This is a genomic window from Rathayibacter sp. AY1C4 (assembly GCF_002932195.1).
Classification (GTDB): Bacteria; Actinomycetota; Actinomycetes; order Actinomycetales; family Microbacteriaceae; genus Rathayibacter.
In genome coordinates this window covers 23,111-40,692 of the sequence record NZ_PSWE01000002.1, presented here as the reverse complement: position 1 = coordinate 40,692, position 17,582 = coordinate 23,111, and the positions used below count along the sequence as shown (strand labels likewise).

The window sequence follows — 17,582 nt, the reverse complement described above, 5'->3', positions numbered from 1 at the left end:
GGCGCCGCGATGGATGGTCTGAAGACGCGTCTCCGCCAAATCGGAGTGTTCCTTCGCGACGAGCCTTTCAAGGTCGACGGCGGCCTCGTCCTGCTCGGAGTCCTGCACTGGGCGGCTACGCAGCTCTGGCTGCCCAACGTCTGGCTCGGGCTCGCGTCGGCCGATCCGCAGAGCGACGTCCAGGCCCTCTACATCGGCGTGCTTGCGGCTGCCGCTGTCGTCGCCGGCTTTGCTGGCGTGGTCGTGATCTTCGGGCTCTCGGCTCAGACGCCTAGGTTTCAAACGTTCAGGGCAACGGCTGGAGCGACTCTCGGGAAGGCGTGGATGTCGACCACCCTGTCCGGATTTGAAGCTGTCGCCCTCTGCATCGCTGCAACAGTTGTGAGCCTCGCTGGCGCCGCGTGGCTCGGCCCGTGGCTCTTCGAGATTTCGCTTCTCGTGCTCCTCCACGGGACGGCGCGACTGGTCTGGTTGTTGCGCCAGCTCATCAAGATCGTGGTCGCGGATGACGTGCTGGCTCACAAGGCCAGTCAACGCCGCCCCGTCGCTGAGTTGCCGTTCATGCGGAGGACCAGCGGGGGCAGCTAGGCCCTCCCTAGCTCGTCCGCTTCTTCGTCTACCTCACGCATCCAAGAGGCAAGGGACCTCTCGCGCGGCGTGAGGTCGCTGCGTTTGCTCGGCGCCCGCTGCTCGGTTCCGGTGCCCGCTACTCGTGGTCGTGGTCGGGCGGTGTCTACTGCCGGGTGCTGGCCGTCATTTCCCGCCGCCCACTGCTCCCGCTCGCGCCCGTCGTGACCGGTACCGGCTGGCTCGGTGCCCGGTGGTCGTGCTCGAGCCCGTCGTCGTCGCCCCTATCGTCGTCGCGCCCGTCGCGCCCGTCGCGCCCGTCGCGCCCGTCGCGTCCTTCGTGCTCGGTGCCCGCCGGCTCGCTGCTCGTGCCCGGTGCCCGGATTACGCCGGCTCGCCCCCCCCCGGTGGTCGTGCTCGTGTCCGGTGCCCCACGATCTCGCTCTTGCTCGTCGTCGCGCCCGTAGTGCTCGGTGCCCGCTGATCGGTCCCGTCGCCACCCGCCAATCAGGTGCCCGCCGGCTCGCTGCTCACTGCTCGGGTGCGTGCGCCCGTTGCTCAGTGCTCGCCCGCCCGGTGCCCGCTGCTCGCGCTCGCCCCCGGTGCTCGTGGTCGTGCGCTGCCTGCTGCCCGGTGTTGGCCGTCACCGCGCGAGCCGCACGGTCCCGGTGCCCAATGCCGGGTGACCCTCGCGACTCTCAGCACGCAGCCCGTGCATTGAGGGCGGGCAGCGTCCTCGCTGCGCAAGTGCCGGCTGGTGCCGGCCCTAACAGCGGGAGTTGCCCGCTGCCCGCTGCCTGGTGCCGAGCGCGCGTGCTGCCGGCCGACCCTCCTCGCGCCCGCACCACTCGGCCGGCGTTCGCGCCCGCATCCCCGATCGGTGACAGCACCGCCCGCGCGGCGCATGCCCATTTGTCACCACGTGTCACGCGGAAAATCACCCGGTCCGAGGTTGATTCCTCTGCGCCGTGACACCGTGACACCTTCCGCTTCAGATATTTGACAACGCCGGCCAATTCACGAGCGTGACGATACGAACGCCGGAACCGGCCGCTGTCGTCACCCGTCGTCACGGAGGGAAAGGCCCGATCAGGGGACGCATCTCGGCAGCTGTGACACTGTGACGGCTTGATACCCGAACTACTCACGGTTGCGCGCTCGTGACCGACCGGAGCAGCGAGCGCTCGTCTCGACAGCTCATCGAGCCGTGCACGATGCAACGAGTGATGCAACACCGGCGTTGCATCCCAATGCCTTGGGACGTCGGTTCGCACCTCCACTAATGTGCTCAATCCGCGAAAACACGCGCCAGTCGGGCTACAGGATGTAGGTGGATGCGAGTAGGCATGCAGGAGTTCAAGTCCCGCTCCCGCTACAGCGAGAAGGCCCCGGTTCGCGCGTCGAGCCGGGGCCTTCGGCGTTCCCGTCGCGCTCCGCTGCGGTCGGCTCCGGAGCGGAGCGCCGTGATCGTGCCGCCGGGCCGGACTCTCAGAGCCAGCCGTTGCGCTCCGCGATCCGGAGGGCGTCGGCCCGGTTGCGGGCGCCGGTCTTGCCGATCACCGCCGAGAGGTGGTTCCGCACGGTCCCCGGCGAGAGGTGCAGCATCCGGGCGAGATCGGCGATCGAGCCTCCGGTGCGCGCGGCGGCGAGCACGTCGGCCTCCCGCTCGGTCAGGGGCGTGCCTCCCTGCGCCAGCGACTCCGCAGCGAGCGCGGGATCGACCACGCGCAGCCCCTGCCCGACCCTCCGCACGGCGTCCGCCAGCTGAGCCGAGGGCGTGTCCTTGACCACGAAGCCCGACGCCCCCGCCTGCATCGCGCGGCTGAGGTAGCCGGGACGGCCGAAGGTCGTCACGATCAGCACGCGGCAGGCCGGCAGCGCCTCGCGGAGGAGCGCGGCGGCGGCGATCCCGTCCAGCCCCGGCATCTCGATGTCCAGCAGCGCGACGTCCGGCGTCGAGGCGAGCGCCGCGGCGACCACCTCGTCCCCGCGGCCGACCTCCGCCACCACGTCGATGTCGGACTCCAGCGAGAGCAGGGCGGCGAGTGCGCCCCGCACCAGCGCCTGGTCGTCGGCGATCAGGAGGCGCAGAGCGCTCACCGTCCGCCTCCGGGGAGGGTAGCCGCCAGGCGGAAGCCCCCGAGCTCGCTCGTCCCGACGGAGAGCCGGCCGCCCGCTGCCTCGACCCGCTCGCGGAGCCCGGCCAGTCCGGTCGAGCCCGCTGCTCCCGGCTGCGGACCCACTCCGTCGTCCGCGATCTCGACCTCGCAGGCGGTGAGGCGGATCCGGCAGCGCGAGGCGCTCGAATGGCGGACGACGTTCGTCGCTCCCTCGCGGATCACCCACCCCACCAGCTCGCGATGCTGCGGGAGCACGGTGTCGGTGGAGGAGGGCAGGTCGGCGGAGATCCCCGCCGCGGCGAGAGCGCCGCGCGCGGCGGCCAGCGCTCCGCTCGCGGTCGTGGCCCGGAAGCCGGACACGGTCGCGCGGACGTCGGCGAGAGCGCCCCGCGCGAGCGACTCCACGTCCGCGATCTCGGCCCGCGCCCGCTCCGGGTCGGCGTCGAGGAGGCGCCCGGCCAGCTCCGACTTCACGGTGATCACCGTCAGCGAATGGCCCAGGATGTCGTGGATGTCGCGGGCGACCCGGCTCCGCTCGCGCTCGGCCGTCAGGACCTCCAGCTCGGCGCGGGTGTCGCGGAGCTGGTTGACGGTGGCGATCGTGCGCGCGAAGGTGGCCATCATCAGGGAGATGGAGAGGATGATCACCGGCACCACGAAGGCGGTCTCGGTGACGCCGTCGCTCTCGAGGCGGACGGCGAGCGTCACGGAGGCGAGGGCTCCGATCAGGGTGGCCGTGAGGCGCCAGGTGAACACGCACATGCCGACCAGGACTCCGACGTAGGTCCAGAGCCCCGTCACGTCCCGCCCGAGCCAGGGGAGGAGGGTGAAGGAGAAGGCGAGCAGTCCGAGGCAGATCAGCAGCCGGCCCCGCGTCGCGAGGGTCCAGGCGAGCGGCGGTGCGACGAGGAATCCGGCGCTGAAAGCGGCGATGAGGGCGACGCCGACGACGCGGCGGGGCCACTCCGGATCGTCGAGGACCGACGGCACGGTCGAGTACACCCAGAAGAGCGAGAAGACCGCTCCCGCGTACCAGCGCAGCGCACGCGGGGTCCAGAGAGCCGTGCGCAGGGTCGCTCCCGGGTCGGCGCCCGCCGCGGCCGGGCGGATCGGCCACCCTGTCTCGCCGTGCCCGGAGGCGGTGGTGCTGCTCACGCGCTCACCCTAGGACGGAGCCGACCTCGGTGGCGCATCCGTCACACCCGCTTCGTGTCGCGGCGGAAGAAGAACACCGTCCCGCCGAGGAGCAGACCGAGCCACACGAGTGCGTCGACCAGAGCGCCGAGGTCGAACCCCTCGCCGGTCAGCGGCGCTCGCGCGAGCTCGCTGATCCCGTAGACCGGCGTCAGGGCGGCGATGCTCTGCAGGAATCCGGGCATGCTGCTCACCGGGTAGAAGAGGCCGCCCAGGAACGCGAGGACCACGATGACCAGGCTCGTGATCTGTGCCGCGTTCTCGCCCGGCACCATGTAGCCCACCATGAGGCCGAGCGTCGTGAAGACGGCGCTCGCGAGCAGCCAGCCCGTCAGTCCGGTCGCGACCCACTGCACCGCCGAGAGCTCGATGCCGCTGGCGGCGCCGACCGCATAGGTGGCGACGACGGCGAGCAGGCCCAGCGCCATCCCGGCGATCATCTTGATCAGAACGTTGACCACGGGGTTCAGCGGGGTGAGCCGCAGCTGCCGGCTCCAGCCCTGCGCGCGCTCCACGGCGACGGCCGCCCCGGTCTGCGTGGCCGACATCATCGCTCCGTACATCGCCATCGACACCATGATGAAGGCCGCGATCGAGACGCCGCCCGCCGCGATCGGAGTCGCGGTCAGCGGCTCGTCGCGGAGCGGGTACCCGACGATGAAGAACATCAGGACCGGGAAGAGGAGGGTGAAGAAGAGTGTCCGCCGGTTCCGCAGCCGCCGCAGGATCTCGATGCGCAGGTAGGTCGTGGTGAAGCCGCCGAGCGCCGGCGAGCGGCGGTCGAGGCGGACGCGGTCGGCGGCGGGGGTCGTGGCGGTCATGCGGAGGCTCCTTCGGAGGTGAGGGCGAGGAAGACGCTCTCGAGGTTCTGGGCGGTGATCTCGACGTCGCGGGCACCGGTGCGGGTGAGCAGGTGGCGGGCGAGGGCGTCGGAGTCGTCGGTGTGCACCGTGATCCGGTCGCCCTGGGCCTCGACGCTGGAGACCCGGGGGAGCGCGGCGAGGGCGGCGAGGTCGGCGCCGGGCAGGGTCGCGTGGACGATCCGGCCGGAGACGAGGTTCTTGATGCTGCTCGTGGTCCCGTCGGCGACGATCCGGCCTCGGCTCATCAGGACGATGCGGTCGGCGTACTCGTCCGCCTCCTCGAGGTAGTGCGTCGCGAAGAGGACGGTGCGCCCGCGCGCCGCGTCGGTGCGGATGGCCTGCCAGAACGCGCGGCGCCCCTCGACGTCCATGCCGGTGGTCGGCTCGTCGAGCAGGAGCAGGCCGGGGTCCGACAGCAGCGCCATCGCGAACCGGAGCCGCTGCTGCTGACCGCCGGAGCACAGTCCCACGCGGCGGGAGGCGAGGTCGGCGATCCCCGCGCGGTCCAGCACCTCGTCGATCGGCCGGGTGTCCGCGAAGAGGCTCGCGGTCAGCTCCAGTGTCTCGTGGACGCTGAGGTCCTTCAGCAGGCCGCCGGTCTGCAGGACGGCCGAGACGAGCCCGTGCGCGATCGCCGTGCGCGGCGAGCGTCCGAACACCGTGACCTCGCCGGCGTCAGGGGCCGAGAGGCCCAGGAGCATGTCGAGGGTCGTGGTCTTGCCCGCGCCGTTGGGACCGAGGAAGGCGACGATCTCGCCGGGCCGGACGGTGAGGTCCACTCCGGCGACGGCGGCGACGGAGCCGAAGCTCTTGGTGAGGGCGGTCGCCTGCACGGCGAGGTCGGTCGAGGTCATGCCATCAGCCTGTCGAGAGGGTCGCCGCAGTGCCTCGCTCCTCTGTCACCGAGGTGCCGTGACATCCGTCACCCCCGCCCCGGCTCCGGAGCGGGGCGGGCCGCGCCCTCTGCCGGGAGACGTCTCAGACCGCGCAGCCCGCGAAGAGCACGTCGTCCGAGGAGACCAGGTCCTCCAGGGTCAGCAGGCGGTCGAGGTCGTGGCCGGCGGCCAGGGCGTTGGCGCGCTCCGGTGCGGTCTGGGGGGCGAGGCGCCCCTCCATCACCCCGCCGAGGGCGCGGACGGCGCACGCGGCGACCACTCCCTCCGGGGTTCCGCCGATGCCGAGGACGAGGTCGACGCGGCCCGCGGGATCGGCCGCCTCGATCGCGACCGACACGTCGCCCTCGCCGCGCAGCTCGAGCGCGACCCCGACCGCGCGCAGGGCCGCGATCAGCCCGGAGTGACGCGGCTTGTCGAGCACGACGACGACCAGCTCCGCGACGGGCTTCCCGAGCGCCGCCGCCAGCCGTGCGGCGTTCTCGGCGGGAGGGAGGTCGAGCGAGACGGCGCCCCGGCCCGCTCCGGAGCAGACCAGCTTGTCCATGTAGAACACGTCACGCGGGTCGAACAGCGTGCCTCGCGGGGCCAGCGCGATCACGCTCACCGAGCCGGGGAGCCCCTCCGCCGTGAGCCGGGTGCCGTCGAGCGGATCGACCGCCACGTCGCAGGAGGGAGCGGAGGCGCGGCCGAGGCGCTCGCCGTTCGCGAGCATCGGGGCCTCGTCCTTCTCGCCCTCGCCGATCACGACGACGCCGTCGAACGGAGCGTCGGCCAGCACGGCGCGCATCGCCGCGACCGACGCCTCGTCCGCCGCGATCTTGTCGCCGCGCCCGTACCAGCCGCGCGCCGCCTCGGCCGCCGCGCGCACGGCGGCGGCCACCGCCTCCTGCAGCTCGGCCGGGTAGGCGGGCGACGCGATCAGCCGCAGGCTGCTCATGCGCGCGCGGGCTGAGCGGTCGCGGTGCGGACCAGCCGCTCCAGGGTGCGCAGGCCGTCGGAGGAGAGCACCGACTCCAGGTGCCCCTGCACCGACGCGACGTGCTCGCTGCGGAGGGCGTTGACCACTCCCGTCTCCGGGTCGACCGAGACCTCGAGCCCCAGCCGGGGCGTGCGCGCGACGCCGGGGGCGACGGAGGAGAAGGTGTTGTAGAAGCCGATCGCGGCGTCCTCGCCGAACACGTCCACCGCCAGGCGCACGCCCTGGCGGGGCGCGGGCAGCGGCTCGACAGGGAGGCCCGCCAGCAGCGACAGCATCTGGTGGCTGAGGCAGACGGCGAGCATCGGCCGCTCCGCCTCGAGGCGCGTGGTCATCAGCGAGCGCAGGTGCGCGATCCGCGGGTCGGAGTCGTCGCGGGGGTCGCCCGGGCCGGGGCCGAAGACGACGAGGTCGTCGCTCAGCACGTCGGCGACCTCCGACCAGCGCTCGACCCGGGCGTCCATCCCGAGGTGGCGCAGCTGGTGGGCGAGCATCGTCGTGAACTGGTCCTCGTTGTCGACGATCAGCGCGGTGTGCCCGGCGAGGCCGGCGATGTGCTCGGGCGCCTGGGGCCGGAGCCAGAACGAGGCGAGCCGCTCGTTGCGCGCCTCGAGCGCCTCCTGCACGCCCGGCTGCGCGTTCAGGTCGATGGCCGGCGGCACCTCGCGGTGCGGCAGCAGGCCGAGGGCGGAGAGGACGCCCGACGCCTTCGCCCGCGTCTCGGCGACCTCGCCCTCGGGGGTGGAGTGGCGCACGAGCGTCGCGCCGGCCGGCACGGTGAGGCGGCCGTCCGCGCGGAGGTAGGCGGTGCGGATGAGGATGGGGGCGTCGACCGTGTAGCCGTGCTCCTCCGGCTCGAAGAGGGCGAGCACGCCGGAGTAGTAGCCGCGCGGCTCCTTCTCGTACTCGGCGATCACGGCGCACGCGTTCTCCATCGGCGAGCCGGTGACCGTGGGCGCGAACATCGTCAGCCGCAGGACCTCGCGCACGTCGAGTCCGGTGCGGCCCTCGAGCAGGTACTCGGTGTGGCTGAGCCGCGACATCTGCTTGAGGAACGGCCCGAGGATGCGGCCGCCGTCCGGGCAGACCGCGCTCATCATCTTCATCTCCTCGTCCACGACCATGAAGAGCTCCTCGCTCTCCTTGACGTCGGCGAGGAACGCGAGCACCTCCTCCCCGGTGGGTCCGGCCGCGGGGTGGCGGAAGGTGCCGCTGATCGGGTTCATCATCGCGACGCCGTCCCGCACCGAGACGTGGCGCTCGGGGGTCGCGCCGACGGCGGTGACCGTCTGCGCGCCGTCGACGCCGGGGGTGTGGATCGCGAAGGTCCAGTACGCGCCGGACTCGTCGGTGAGCAGGCGGCGGAACCAGGCCAGGACCGCCTCGACGGGCGGCGCGTCGGTCTGCGCGACGAAGGCGCGGTTGATGACGAAGTTGGCGCCCTCGCCGCGGCCGATCTCGTCCTCGATCACCCGGCGGACGATGTCGGCGTACTCGTCGTCCGGCACGTCGAAGCCGCGCTCCTCGACCGGGATCTCCCGCTCGGGCAGGAGCCGCAGCACCTCGGCTAGGGGGACGCTCTCGCGCTCGCGCACCACGAGGTTGCGCAGCGGGGCTCCGTCGTCCTTCGCCGCGAAGCCGCGCTCGCGCACCTGCCGGTAGGGCACGAGGGTCAGCACGTCGTCGCCGTCGAGCGGGATGTCGGCCAGGCCCTCGACGTCGAGCACGTCGCCCGTGAACACGTCGACGGCGTCGCGGCCCTGGCGGAGGACCACCGCGAACGGCAGCGTCCCGTCGGAGGCGAGGATGCGGGAGAGGAGCGAGGTCATCGTGGTCCTTGTATCGGGTCGTGCCCCACCCGGGCCCTGACATGCAGAACGACCGCCCGGAGGAGGCGGTCGCGTGCGAGGGGTCTGCGCGTCGGTCCGCCTAGGAGGCGGGCCACCAGGGGCTTCGGATCGACGTGCGCACGCGGCGAGTCTAGGGGAGAGCCGGGCGGCGGCCAAGCGGTGTCAGGCGGCCGGCCGCTCGGTCGGCTCGCCCCGCAGGGTCCGGAGCAGGAGGGTCGCGCCGGCCGTGGCGGCGGGGGTGGCGACGACCGCGCCCCCGGGGACGAGGAACGCCAGGTAGACGGCGATGCCGAAGCCGAGCGAGACCGCGCGGTGCTCGCCGAGGAGGCGGCGGCGGTCGCGGAGGGAGAGCCCCCGGGCGTCGCCCGCGAACCCGGTCAGCTCGAGCGCGAGGGCCCTCCCGCCGACCAGGGCGCCCGCGACGAGGCCGACGATCGAGCCGACCAGCGGCACCAGGCCCAGCAGCACCAGGACCACGCCGATCCCGAGGGAGGTGGCGACCAGCACGGCGGAGTCGCGGAGGCCGCGGCCGACCCCCTGCCAGAAGGTGCTCTCGCGCTCGTCGGGCACGCCGCCGAGGTCGTCCTCGACCCGCCGCCAGATCCGCTCGTAGAAGGGGTCGCCGACCAGCAGGGTCACCGCGGCGAAGAGGACCACGCCGAGGGCGAGCGCGGCGCCGACCACCGCGATCGAGAGCACCAGGCGGACGGTGGCGGCCGTGCCCTCGTCCCAGCCGCCTGCGAACGGGGTGAGCGCGGTCACCGCGTCCTGCACCCGCGTGAGCACCAGGACCAGCACGCCGACGAAGACCAGACCGACGATCAGGGGCGGGATCGCGCCGAGGAGCATCGCCCGCGGCGAGCGGACCCAGGTGCGGAAGCCGCGGAGGAAGAGCCGGGCACCGAGGCCGAGATCGCGGAGGACGCTCATCCCCCGATCCTCGCAGGTGGGTCCGGCCCGGCGGTCCGGTAGAACACCCGACCGTGCGGGGTGCGGAGCCTCAGACCCGCTCGAACGGAGCGAGCAGCCCCGCCATCGCCTTCGTCCGCGGCGCGGCGTACTCGTCGCGCCGCGAGGTGCTGACGCCCATCGCGACGAGCCCCTCCACCAGGCGCACCGCCGAGGCGACGCCGTCGATCACGGGCACGCCCAGCTCCCGTGAGAGGTCGCGGCACAGGTCGGCCATGCCCGCGCAGCCCAGCACGATCGAGTCGGACCCGTCGACGGCCAGCGCTTCGGCGCACTCCGCCAGGATCGCGCGGCGGGCGTCGGAGCGGGGGTCGTCGAGTTCGAGCACCGGGATGTCGCAGGCGCGCACCTGACGGCAGGCGTCGCCGAACCCGGCGCGGCGGGCGATGTCCCAGGCGCGGCCGCTCGTGCGCGAGAGCGTGGTGACCACGCTGAAGCCCCGGCCGACGAGCGCGGCCATGTGCATGGCGGCCTCGGCGATCCCCACGACCGGGCCGCTCGCGATCTCGCGCGCGGCGTCGACGCCCGGGTCGCCGAAGCACGCGACGACCGCGCCGTCGCTGCCGGCCGCCTCCGCCCGGGCGATCTCGTGCAGGACGCCGGGCACGGCGAGCGCCTCGTCGTAGTGGCTCTCGATCGACGCCGGACCCATCGGCGGGGTGACGGCCGTGATCTCGGTGCCGAGCGAGGCGACGGAGCGGGCGGCCCGGCCGATCGCCGCGGTCATCGCGGTGCTGGTGTTCGGGTTGACGACGGTGATGCGCATGGTGGTTCCTCGGTTCGGGTGCCGGGAGGGGGAGGGACCCGCCCGGCCGCCGGTCCGCGGGATGCGGAGCGGCCGGAGCGGATCCCTCCTCCGTGCCGGCCGGATCAGACGGTCGAGCCGTCGCTGACGTGCTCGAGGTCCTCGTCGAGGCGCCCGATCCGCGGCGCGCGCCGCTCGAGCACGGCCATCGCGACGAATCCGAGCCCGCAGCCGAGGAACCAGCTGTAGTCGCCGAGCCAGGTGAACTCCGCGCCTCCCGCCTCCGCGATCCAGCGCGGCACGAGCACCGAGGCGACGGAGGGGACTCCGCCGATCACGGTCGCCCAGACGGCGTTGGGGTTGAAGCCGCGCGAGAACCAGTAGCGGCCCTTCTCGCTCATCGTGTAGAGGTCGTCCACCCAGACGCGCTGGCGGCTGATCAGGTAGTAGCCCGCGATGAGGACGCCGAACAGCGGTCCGATCAGCGCGCCGAGGATGCCGAGCGTGTAGTGGATGGCGGTGTCGTTCGAGTACCAGTTCCACGGGGTGAGCAGCACCGAGCCGACGGCGGCGATCATGCCGCCCATCCGCCAGCTGATCTTCTTCGGGTTGACGTTCGAGAAGTCGAACGCGGGGGAGATGAAGTTGGCGACGATGTTGATGCCGATCGTCGCGATGACGAAGGTGAGCCCGCCGAGGAGCACGGCGAACCAGGTGTCGATCCGCTCGACGGTCTCGATCGGGTCGGTGATCAGCTCGCCGAAGACCGGCACGGTCGCCGAGGCGGTGATCACGGTGAGGAGGGAGAAGAAGAGGAAGTTGATCGGGAGGCCGAGCAGGTTGCCGCGCTTCACGGCGCCGTAGCTGCGGGCGTACCGGGAGAAGTCGCCGAAGTTGAGCATCGGGCCCGAGAAGTAGGAGACGACCAGGGCGACGGCCGAGATCATCACCGGCACCGCGGCGGCGAGGTCGAGCGGCTCGCCGGAGCCGAGGGTGAGCGAGATGTTCTCCCAGCCCGCCTGCGACACCAGGTAGACGGCCAGCACGAGCATCACCACGTAGACCGCCGGTCCCGCCCAGTCGATGAAGCGGCGGATCGACTCCATGCCCCGCCAGAACAGCGCGGCCTGCGCGACCCAGAGGATCGCGTAGGAGAGGTAGCCCAGGGCCGAGAGGCCGAGGAACGACGCCTCGGGCGTGTTCAGGGCGGCCATGCCCGGGAAGAACTTGAGGAAGACGATGTTCAGCGACTGCGCCGCCAGGTAGGTCTGCACGCCGTACCAGGCGATCGCGATCAGTCCGCGGATGATCGCCGGGATGTTCGCGCCGCGGATGCCGAAGATCGCCCGGTTGATGACGGGGTAGGGCACGCCGGTGACCTGGCTGGGCTTGGCGACGAGGTTGCAGAAGACCTGCACGATCACGATGCCCACCACCAGGGCGACGAGCACCTGCCAGCCGGCCAGGCCCAGCGCGAAGAGCGAGCCCGCGGTCACGTACCCGCCGACGCTGTGCACGTCCGACATCCAGAACGCGAAGATGTTGTAGCTCGACCAGCGCTGCTTCCGGAGCGGGGCGAGGTCCTCGTTGGAGAGGCGGTCGTCGTAGCCGGCGCTCGCCGCCGCGGCGGGATCCGGATCGACGGGGGGAGCGGTGACTCGGGGTGCGGTGACGCGGTCGGACATGGGTGGATCCACCTCTCGGGCGGTCGTGCGCAGAGCGGCACGGAGCGGATGTGTCAGGGTGGTCGGGACGTCCGGCCGAGGAGGCGGGGCGTCGCGGAGAGCGTCTCGAGTGAAGTGATCACTTCACGCCGGCCACGCTACGAGTCGGGAGGCCGCCGCTCGTTTCGGCTCCGTTACGGCTGTGTGACGATCCGCGAGAGGGGACGGGCCATGCCCTCCGACGACACCGCACCCGACGAGGCGGCCGCCCGGGCGATCGCGGACGGGGCCGGACTCGGCGCCCGGCTGCGGGAGCTGCGGCTCTCGGCGGGCCTGTCGCTGAAGGCCCTCGCCGGGCGACTCGGCATCTCCGTGAGCGCCGTCTCGCAGATCGAGCGCGGAGCGATGCAGCCCTCGGTCGGCCGGCTGATCGCCCTCGTGGACGCGCTGGGGGTCCCGCTGTCCGCCGTGTTCGACCAGGGCGCGTCGGCGCCGGTCGAGACCGCGGTCGTCCGGGCGCGCGAGTCGGCGCCCGTGGCGCTCGAGGGCGGAGTGCTGTTCCGCCGTCTGGCGCCGCGTCCGCTGGACGCCGTCGACTTCTTCGAGTCGACCTACCCGCCGGGCTCGACCTCGACGGCGCACCGGCAGCTGCTCCGCCACGACGGGTTCGAGATGGGGACGGTGACGCTCGGGGAGCTGACGGTCGAGTTCGAGGACGAGTCGGTCGTCCTCGGGCCGGGCGACGCCATCACGTTCCCGTGCGAGCGGCCGCACCGCATGGTCAACTCGGGCTCGACCACGGCGATCGCGACCTGGCTGATCGTCCACCGCTGACACCGCGCCGGTGCTTCGCGCCGGACCCCGGGCGGCACCACCTGCGTATGGGACCCTGATCCTCGCTCCTCCACAACGGGCGGACGACCGTCTCCTGTCCACACCCCGGTCGGGATCGGGGCGCGGCGGGCCCTCGGTGTCGGTATCGCCTGGTGGGCTGGTCTCCTCGACCGAGGGGTGCGGAACGTGGAGGAGCGGATGGACGGCAGGAACGACGAGGGGTGCCCGCGCTGGTGCGCGGGCGAGCACGACGAGCTGGTCGCGGCGGGGGAGCGGCTGCACCGCTCCGCGGCGAGCTCGCTCCCGGTGGTGCTCTGGGCGGGTGGAGACGGGGCCGCGGGCGCGACGGTGCACGTCTCCCTGTGCCGCCCGGGGGAGTCGGGGGAGGACAGGCTCCGCCTGGAGGCCGACGGGCTCGGCGAGGTCGACCTCGATCTCAGCTCGGGGTCGCGGCTGGCCGGCGCGGTGCTCCGGCTACTCGGCGCCTCGTGACGTGCGCGGCGGGTCGGGCGGCAGGAGGTCCGTCAGCTCGATCTCGAGCGCCTCGCAGAGCGCGAGGAGGGTGTGCAGCGTGGGGTTCGCGGGCGAGCCGGGCTTCGACTCGCCCTTCTCGAACTTCTGGTAGGTGTAGCCCGCGAGCCCGGCCGCGTGGGCGATCCGCTCCTGGCTGGCGCCCTTGGCGATGCGGGCCCGGTGCATGTTGGTGCCGAGCTCGCGGGCGTAGGTCGCCCAGTCGCGCTCGGGAGTGGGTGTCGACATGCCCGCCAGCTTCGGAGAAGTTCGGCCGCGGGTCAGCCATACACGGATGGGAAATTCTCGGTGGTCATACCCGGGTGACCACAGGCGGCGCCTCCGGAGCCCCGAGGGCCCCGCGACGGCAGCGCCTAGTATGGCCGGGTGCCAGTGAACCCCGAACTCGTCGGGCGCGTCTTCGCGCCCACGGAGCCCTATCAGGTGGGGCGCGAGAAGGTGCGCGAGTTCGCCCGCGCCGTCTCCGCGACCTCCCCCCTGCACCACGACGTCGAAGCCGCCCGCGCCGCCGGGCACCCCGACCTCGTCGCTCCGCCCACCTTCGCCGTCGTCGTGCAGGAGTTCACGCTCCAGCAGCTGCTCGCCGAGCCCGACGGCGGGATCGACTTCAGCCGCGTCGTGCACGGAGACCAGCGCTTCGTGCTGTCCCGTCCGGTCGTCGCCGGCGACGAGCTGACCGCGACCCTCTCGGTCGCCGCCATCAAGAAGCTCGGCGCCCACTCGATGGTCACCACCGAGTCCCGCATGGTCGACGCGAGCGGCGAGCACGTCGTCACCGCGATCTCGACCCTCGTGGTCAGGGGAGACGAATGAGCACCGCACTGCCCGCTCTCGCCGAGCTGAGCGTCGGCCAGGTCGTCGCCGAGAGCCGCTTCCCGATCGACCGCGGCACCCTGGTGCGTTACGCGGGCGCCTCGGGCGACTTCAACCCCATCCACTACCGCGACGACGTCGCCGCCGAGGTCGGCCTGCCCGGCGTGCTCGCGCACGGCATGCTCACGATGGGCACCGCGGTGCAGGTCGTCGTCGACTGGGTCGGCGACCCCGGACGCGTGGTCGACTACCAGGTGCGCTTCACCCGCCCCGTCGTGGTGGACCCGCGCGACGGCGCCGCCATCGACGTGGTCGCCAGGATCGGTGCTGTGAACGCCGAGGAGGGCTGGGTCCGCGTCGACCTCGCCGTCTCGGTCGAGGGCCAGTCCGTCCTCGGCAAGGCCCAGGCACGGGTCCGACTCGCGTGACCTCCGCGCCGCTGCTCTCCGCCCTGACCACCCTCCGCGTCGGCGGACCCGCCGAGCGCCTCGTCGAGCCCGCCACCGAGGCGGAGCTGGTCGAGACGCTCGTCGGCCTGTGGTCGGACGACGAGCCGTGGCTGCTGCTCGGCGGCGGCTCCAACCTCCTCGTGGGCGACGACGGGGTCGAGGGCACGGTCGTGCGCGTGCGCACCACCGGCGTCGAGCGGCTCCCCTCCGACGAGCCGGGGCGCGTGCTCCTGCGGGTCCAGGCGGGCGAGTCGTGGGACGGCCTCGTCGCGACGACCGTGGAGCGCGGCTGGGCGGGCCTCGAGGCTCTCAGCGGCATCCCCGGCACGGTCGGTGCGTCGCCGGTGCAGAACATCGGCGCCTACGGCCAGGAGCTGTCGGACACACTGGTCGCGGTCGACTTCCTCGACGAGGGCGCCCGCGAGCCCGTCCGGCTGACGGCGGAGGAGCTGCAGTTCGCCTACCGCACCTCCGTGATCAAGCAGGGCCGCCGGGGCGCGGTGCTGGCCGTCGAGTTCGCGCTCGAGGAGGTCGGCGCCGAGGGCGACGGCACTCCCGTCGCCTACGGTCAGCTGGCGTCGGCGCTCGGAGTCGCGCTCGGCGACCGCGTACCGCTCGCGCGGGTGCGCGAGACCGTGCTGGCGCTGCGTGCGGGCAAGGGCATGGTCCTCGATCCGGAGGACCCGGACACCGCGAGCGCCGGCTCCTTCTTCACCAACCCCCTCGTCACGAGCGCGTTCGCCGACTCCCTGCCGCCCGAGGCGCCGCGCTGGCCGGTCGAGCCGACGGCGGAGGCGCCCGTCATCACCCCGCTCGCCGCGGTCGAGGCAGGAGCGCCCGTCGGGCTGCCCGTGCCTCCCCGCGCCGACGGCCTGGTGAAGCTCAGCGCCGCGTGGCTGATCGAGCACGCCGGCGTCTCGCGCGGTTTCGCCCTGCCCGGCTCGCGGGCCGCCGTGTCGAGCAAGCACACCCTCGCCCTGACCAACCGCGGAGGAGCGACGGCCGAACAGGTCGCCGAGCTCGCCCGGTACGTCCAGGGCCGCGTCCTGGCGGAGTTCGGCGTGCTGCTGCACCCCGAGCCCGTCGTGGTCGGCACCGCGGTCTGAGTCCGCGCGGTCTGCGCGCGCAGGCCCCGCGCTCGCGGGGACGCGCGCCCTCCGGCCGCGGCCTCCTCCGGCTCAGCTGTCGCGGCGGATCCAGCGGAAGCCGAAGCGGCAGGCGACGAGCCCCACGACGAGCCAGATACCGAGCACCAGCGCGACGCCGCCGAGGTCCCACGACCCGTTCACCTCCGCCTCCTCGAACCCGCTCGGCAGGAACACGGCGCGCATGCCCTGCGCGATCCACTTGAGCGGGAAGACGCTCGCCGTGTTCTGCAGCCAGTCCGGCAGCGTCGTGAACGACAGGTACGACCCCGAGATGAACTGCAGCACGAGCAGCGGCGGCACGATCACGGCGGTCGCGCTCTTGCCCGAGCGAGGCAGCGCGGAGACGGCGATGCCGAGGATGGCCGACGTCGCGACTCCTGCCAGGTAGACCCAGGCGAAGGTCGCCCAGCGCCCGCTGTCGGTGGGCAGCTCGACCGAGAACACCGTCGCCGCGACGAGGAGCAGCAGGGCCGTCTGCGCGAGGCTCGTCACGAGCACCTGGCCGAACTTGCCGATGAAGTAGCTGAAGACCGGCAGCGGTGCCCCCGCGAGGCGCTTGAGCGTGCCGTCGCCGCGCTCGACCGCGATGTCGACGCCCAGGTTCTGGACGCCCGAGAGCAGGATCCCGGCCGCGGCGAGGCCCGGCACGTAGTACTCGGCCATCGGGATGCCCGGGTCCTGCGGGTTCGCCTGCATCACCGCGGTGTCGCCGAACGCGACCGAGAAGATCGTCAGGAGCAGCACCGGGAAGAGGAAGGTGAAGAACACCTGGTCCGGAGCGCGGAAGTACGAGCGGATCTCGTAGCGGGCGCGGGCGAGTCCGAGGCGGACGGTGCGTCCCGGGCCAGTGGAGAGGGTGCGGGGGCGGGTGGCGACGGCGGTCACGCGGGCTCTCCGATCAGGTCGACCGCGTCGCGGTCCTCGCGGATGAGGTCGAGGTAGATGTCCTCGAGGCTGGGGCGGACGACCTCGAGCGCCGTCGGCTCCCCGATCCGGGCGTGCAGCTCGGCGACGGTCCGGGCGGGCTCGGTGGTGCGCAGCCGGTGCAGCACGCCGTCCTCGCGCCACTGCACGATCGGGACGCGCGCCTCGTCCCCTCCGATCGCGCTCATCGGGCCGATGGCCAGGAGCCGCCCGCCGGAGATCACGGCGGCGCGGTCGCCGAGGCGGGCGGCCTCGTCGAGGTAGTGGGTGGTGAGCAGGATGGTCGTGCCCTCGCTCTTGAGCAGAGCGATCAGGTCCCAGAAGGAGTGGCGGGCCTCGGGGTCGAATCCCGTGGTGGGCTCGTCGAGGAACACCAGCTCGGGACGGCCGATGATGCCGAGGGCGACGTCGACACGGCGGCGCTGGCCGCCGGAGAGGCGCCCGATGCGCGAGCGGGCCTTGGACGTCAGCCCGACGGCCTCGATGGTCTCGTCGACGTCGCGCGGTCGCGGATAGAGGCTGGCGAAGTGCGCGATCTGCTCGCGGACCGTCGCGTTGCCGGACTCGCCGCTGGACTGCAGGACGATCCCCAGACGCGCCTTCCACGCCAGGTCGCCGTGGCGCGGGTCGACCCCGAGCACCGACACCTCGCCGCCGGAGCGGTCGCGGTAGCCCTCGAGGATCTCGATGGTCGTCGACTTCCCGGCGCCGTTCGGGCCGAGGAGCGCGAAGGTCTCGCCCCGGTGGATGTCGAAGGAGACTCCCGCGACCGCCGGAGCGCCCCCGTAGTCCTTCCGCAGGTCGCGGACTCGGACGGCGTGGTCTTCGCTCATCGTCACAGCGTGCCCTGTCGCACCCCTCCGGCGACAGTGATCCCCGATTTCCGCCTCCCTCTTGCCCTCCCCGCCCCGAGATGCCGGGCACCCCTCACCTGTCGGACAGGCGCGTCGCAGTACCCGCCGGTCACCGTGAGGCACGGTCGAGCGGCGACCGGCGATCCGCGTGTCGGCGGATCGTCGTCCGCGCTGCGCATCCCGCT

18 protein-coding genes are annotated in these 17,582 nt (G+C 72.9%); 6 read left to right on the top strand and 12 right to left on the bottom strand.

Translation table 11 applies throughout. The features are described 5' to 3' along the window. Nucleotides 1-9: 9 nt before the first annotated feature. Nucleotides 10-588, top strand: coding sequence for a hypothetical protein (locus C5C99_RS01375; RefSeq protein WP_104339473.1), 579 nt, complete (start codon nucleotides 10-12; stop codon nucleotides 586-588). 1,467 nt (nucleotides 589-2,055) lie between these two features. Here C5C99_RS01375 and C5C99_RS01370 read toward each other — a convergent pair. The 9 genes from C5C99_RS01370 to C5C99_RS01330 all read right to left on the bottom strand — a co-directional run bounded on the left by C5C99_RS01370 (nucleotide 2,056) and on the right by C5C99_RS01330 (nucleotide 11,865). After that, nucleotides 2,056-2,667 (bottom strand): response regulator, encoded by a 612-nt coding sequence (locus C5C99_RS01370; RefSeq protein ID WP_181074522.1) that lies wholly within the window; start codon nucleotides 2,665-2,667, stop codon nucleotides 2,056-2,058. Further along, the gene (locus C5C99_RS01365) at nucleotides 2,664-3,842 is read right to left on the bottom strand and encodes a sensor histidine kinase (RefSeq protein ID WP_258059741.1); all 1,179 of its coding nucleotides are present in this window, start codon (nucleotides 3,840-3,842) and stop codon (nucleotides 2,664-2,666) included. The genes C5C99_RS01370 and C5C99_RS01365 overlap by 4 nt, the downstream gene beginning before the upstream one ends. A 41-nt stretch (nucleotides 3,843-3,883) precedes the next feature. Beyond that, nucleotides 3,884-4,702: an ABC transporter permease gene (locus C5C99_RS01360; protein WP_104238293.1), complete on the bottom strand. Its 819-nt coding sequence runs from the start codon at nucleotides 4,700-4,702 to the stop codon at nucleotides 3,884-3,886. Beyond that, nucleotides 4,699-5,598 (bottom strand): ABC transporter ATP-binding protein, encoded by a 900-nt coding sequence (locus C5C99_RS01355; RefSeq protein ID WP_104339472.1) that lies wholly within the window; start codon nucleotides 5,596-5,598, stop codon nucleotides 4,699-4,701. Before C5C99_RS01355 ends, C5C99_RS01360 begins: the two co-directional genes overlap by 4 nt. Nucleotides 5,599-5,722: 124 nt before the next feature. Beyond that, nucleotides 5,723-6,577: a fructose-bisphosphatase class II family protein gene (locus C5C99_RS01350; RefSeq protein ID WP_104339471.1), complete on the bottom strand. Its 855-nt coding sequence runs from the start codon at nucleotides 6,575-6,577 to the stop codon at nucleotides 5,723-5,725. Then, nucleotides 6,574-8,445, bottom strand: a complete 1,872-nt coding sequence (locus tag C5C99_RS01345; protein ID WP_104339470.1) for an anthranilate synthase family protein — start codon at nucleotides 8,443-8,445, stop codon at nucleotides 6,574-6,576. The genes C5C99_RS01350 and C5C99_RS01345 overlap by 4 nt, the downstream gene beginning before the upstream one ends. A gap of 183 nt (nucleotides 8,446-8,628) precedes the next feature. Beyond that, the gene (locus tag C5C99_RS01340; protein WP_104260448.1) at nucleotides 8,629-9,396 is read right to left on the bottom strand and encodes an EI24 domain-containing protein; all 768 of its coding nucleotides are present in this window, start codon (nucleotides 9,394-9,396) and stop codon (nucleotides 8,629-8,631) included. A gap of 70 nt (nucleotides 9,397-9,466) precedes the next feature. Then, nucleotides 9,467-10,201 (bottom strand): aspartate/glutamate racemase family protein, encoded by a 735-nt coding sequence (locus C5C99_RS01335; RefSeq protein WP_104249798.1) that lies wholly within the window; start codon nucleotides 10,199-10,201, stop codon nucleotides 9,467-9,469. Between the two features lie 104 nt (nucleotides 10,202-10,305). After that, entirely contained in the window at nucleotides 10,306-11,865 is a 1,560-nt protein-coding gene (locus C5C99_RS01330) for an NCS1 family nucleobase:cation symporter-1 (protein ID WP_104227042.1), read from the bottom strand. Between the two features lie 210 nt (nucleotides 11,866-12,075). Between C5C99_RS01330 and C5C99_RS01325 the strand changes: the two genes are divergently transcribed. Both C5C99_RS01325 and C5C99_RS01320 read left to right on the top strand, forming a co-directional pair. Beyond that, nucleotides 12,076-12,678 (top strand): helix-turn-helix domain-containing protein, encoded by a 603-nt coding sequence (locus C5C99_RS01325; protein ID WP_104339469.1) that lies wholly within the window; start codon nucleotides 12,076-12,078, stop codon nucleotides 12,676-12,678. Between the two features lie 198 nt (nucleotides 12,679-12,876). Continuing rightward, nucleotides 12,877-13,170, top strand: a complete 294-nt coding sequence (locus C5C99_RS01320) for a DUF6907 domain-containing protein (protein WP_104277363.1) — start codon at nucleotides 12,877-12,879, stop codon at nucleotides 13,168-13,170. Here C5C99_RS01320 and C5C99_RS01315 read toward each other — a convergent pair. Continuing rightward, the gene (locus C5C99_RS01315; protein ID WP_104223625.1) at nucleotides 13,153-13,437 is read right to left on the bottom strand and encodes a helix-turn-helix domain-containing protein; all 285 of its coding nucleotides are present in this window, start codon (nucleotides 13,435-13,437) and stop codon (nucleotides 13,153-13,155) included. The genes C5C99_RS01320 and C5C99_RS01315 overlap by 18 nt on opposite strands. Nucleotides 13,438-13,575: 138 nt before the next feature. Between C5C99_RS01315 and C5C99_RS01310 the strand changes: the two genes are divergently transcribed. The 3 genes from C5C99_RS01310 to C5C99_RS01300 are packed head-to-tail and all read left to right on the top strand — an operon-like array spanning nucleotide 13,576 to nucleotide 15,577. Further along, the gene (locus C5C99_RS01310; RefSeq protein ID WP_104227045.1) at nucleotides 13,576-14,022 is read left to right on the top strand and encodes a MaoC family dehydratase N-terminal domain-containing protein; all 447 of its coding nucleotides are present in this window, start codon (nucleotides 13,576-13,578) and stop codon (nucleotides 14,020-14,022) included. Next, nucleotides 14,019-14,450 carry a MaoC/PaaZ C-terminal domain-containing protein gene (locus tag C5C99_RS01305; protein WP_104238284.1) on the top strand — a complete coding sequence of 144 codons (432 nt, stop codon included), beginning with the start codon at nucleotides 14,019-14,021 and terminating at the stop codon, nucleotides 14,448-14,450. Before C5C99_RS01310 ends, C5C99_RS01305 begins: the two co-directional genes overlap by 4 nt. Then, the gene (locus tag C5C99_RS01300) at nucleotides 14,447-15,577 is read left to right on the top strand and encodes a UDP-N-acetylmuramate dehydrogenase (RefSeq protein ID WP_104223628.1); all 1,131 of its coding nucleotides are present in this window, start codon (nucleotides 14,447-14,449) and stop codon (nucleotides 15,575-15,577) included. Before C5C99_RS01305 ends, C5C99_RS01300 begins: the two co-directional genes overlap by 4 nt. Before the next feature lie 72 nt (nucleotides 15,578-15,649). Here C5C99_RS01300 and C5C99_RS01295 read toward each other — a convergent pair whose 3' ends face one another. Next, the gene (locus tag C5C99_RS01295) at nucleotides 15,650-16,504 is read right to left on the bottom strand and encodes an ABC transporter permease (protein WP_104223629.1); all 855 of its coding nucleotides are present in this window, start codon (nucleotides 16,502-16,504) and stop codon (nucleotides 15,650-15,652) included. Continuing rightward, on the bottom strand, nucleotides 16,501-17,376 hold the full coding sequence (locus C5C99_RS01290; protein WP_104223630.1) for an ABC transporter ATP-binding protein: 876 nt from the start codon (nucleotides 17,374-17,376) through the stop codon (nucleotides 16,501-16,503). The genes C5C99_RS01295 and C5C99_RS01290 overlap by 4 nt, the downstream gene beginning before the upstream one ends. Nucleotides 17,377-17,582: the final 206 nt, after the last annotated feature.

What these genes read in the sequence shown, in the direction of transcription:
- C5C99_RS01375 (WP_104339473.1), top strand. Translation starts at nt 10, where the DNA reads ATGGATGGTCTGAAGACGCGTCTCCGCCAAATCGGAGTGTTCCTTCGC.
- C5C99_RS01360 (WP_104238293.1), bottom strand. Translation starts at nt 4,702, where the DNA reads ATGACCGCCACGACCCCCGCCGCCGACCGCGTCCGCCTCGACCGCCGC.
- C5C99_RS01355 (WP_104339472.1), bottom strand. Translation starts at nt 5,598, where the DNA reads ATGACCTCGACCGACCTCGCCGTGCAGGCGACCGCCCTCACCAAGAGC.
- C5C99_RS01350 (WP_104339471.1), bottom strand. Translation starts at nt 6,577, where the DNA reads ATGAGCAGCCTGCGGCTGATCGCGTCGCCCGCCTACCCGGCCGAGCTG.
- C5C99_RS01345 (WP_104339470.1), bottom strand. Translation starts at nt 8,445, where the DNA reads ATGACCTCGCTCCTCTCCCGCATCCTCGCCTCCGACGGGACGCTGCCG.
- C5C99_RS01340 (WP_104260448.1), bottom strand. Translation starts at nt 9,396, where the DNA reads ATGAGCGTCCTCCGCGATCTCGGCCTCGGTGCCCGGCTCTTCCTCCGC.
- C5C99_RS01335 (WP_104249798.1), bottom strand. Translation starts at nt 10,201, where the DNA reads ATGCGCATCACCGTCGTCAACCCGAACACCAGCACCGCGATGACCGCG.
- C5C99_RS01330 (WP_104227042.1), bottom strand. Translation starts at nt 11,865, where the DNA reads ATGTCCGACCGCGTCACCGCACCCCGAGTCACCGCTCCCCCCGTCGAT.
- C5C99_RS01325 (WP_104339469.1), top strand. Translation starts at nt 12,076, where the DNA reads ATGCCCTCCGACGACACCGCACCCGACGAGGCGGCCGCCCGGGCGATC.
- C5C99_RS01320 (WP_104277363.1), top strand. Translation starts at nt 12,877, where the DNA reads ATGGACGGCAGGAACGACGAGGGGTGCCCGCGCTGGTGCGCGGGCGAG.
- C5C99_RS01315 (WP_104223625.1), bottom strand. Translation starts at nt 13,437, where the DNA reads ATGTCGACACCCACTCCCGAGCGCGACTGGGCGACCTACGCCCGCGAG.
- C5C99_RS01305 (WP_104238284.1), top strand. Translation starts at nt 14,019, where the DNA reads ATGAGCACCGCACTGCCCGCTCTCGCCGAGCTGAGCGTCGGCCAGGTC.
- C5C99_RS01290 (WP_104223630.1), bottom strand. Translation starts at nt 17,376, where the DNA reads ATGAGCGAAGACCACGCCGTCCGAGTCCGCGACCTGCGGAAGGACTAC.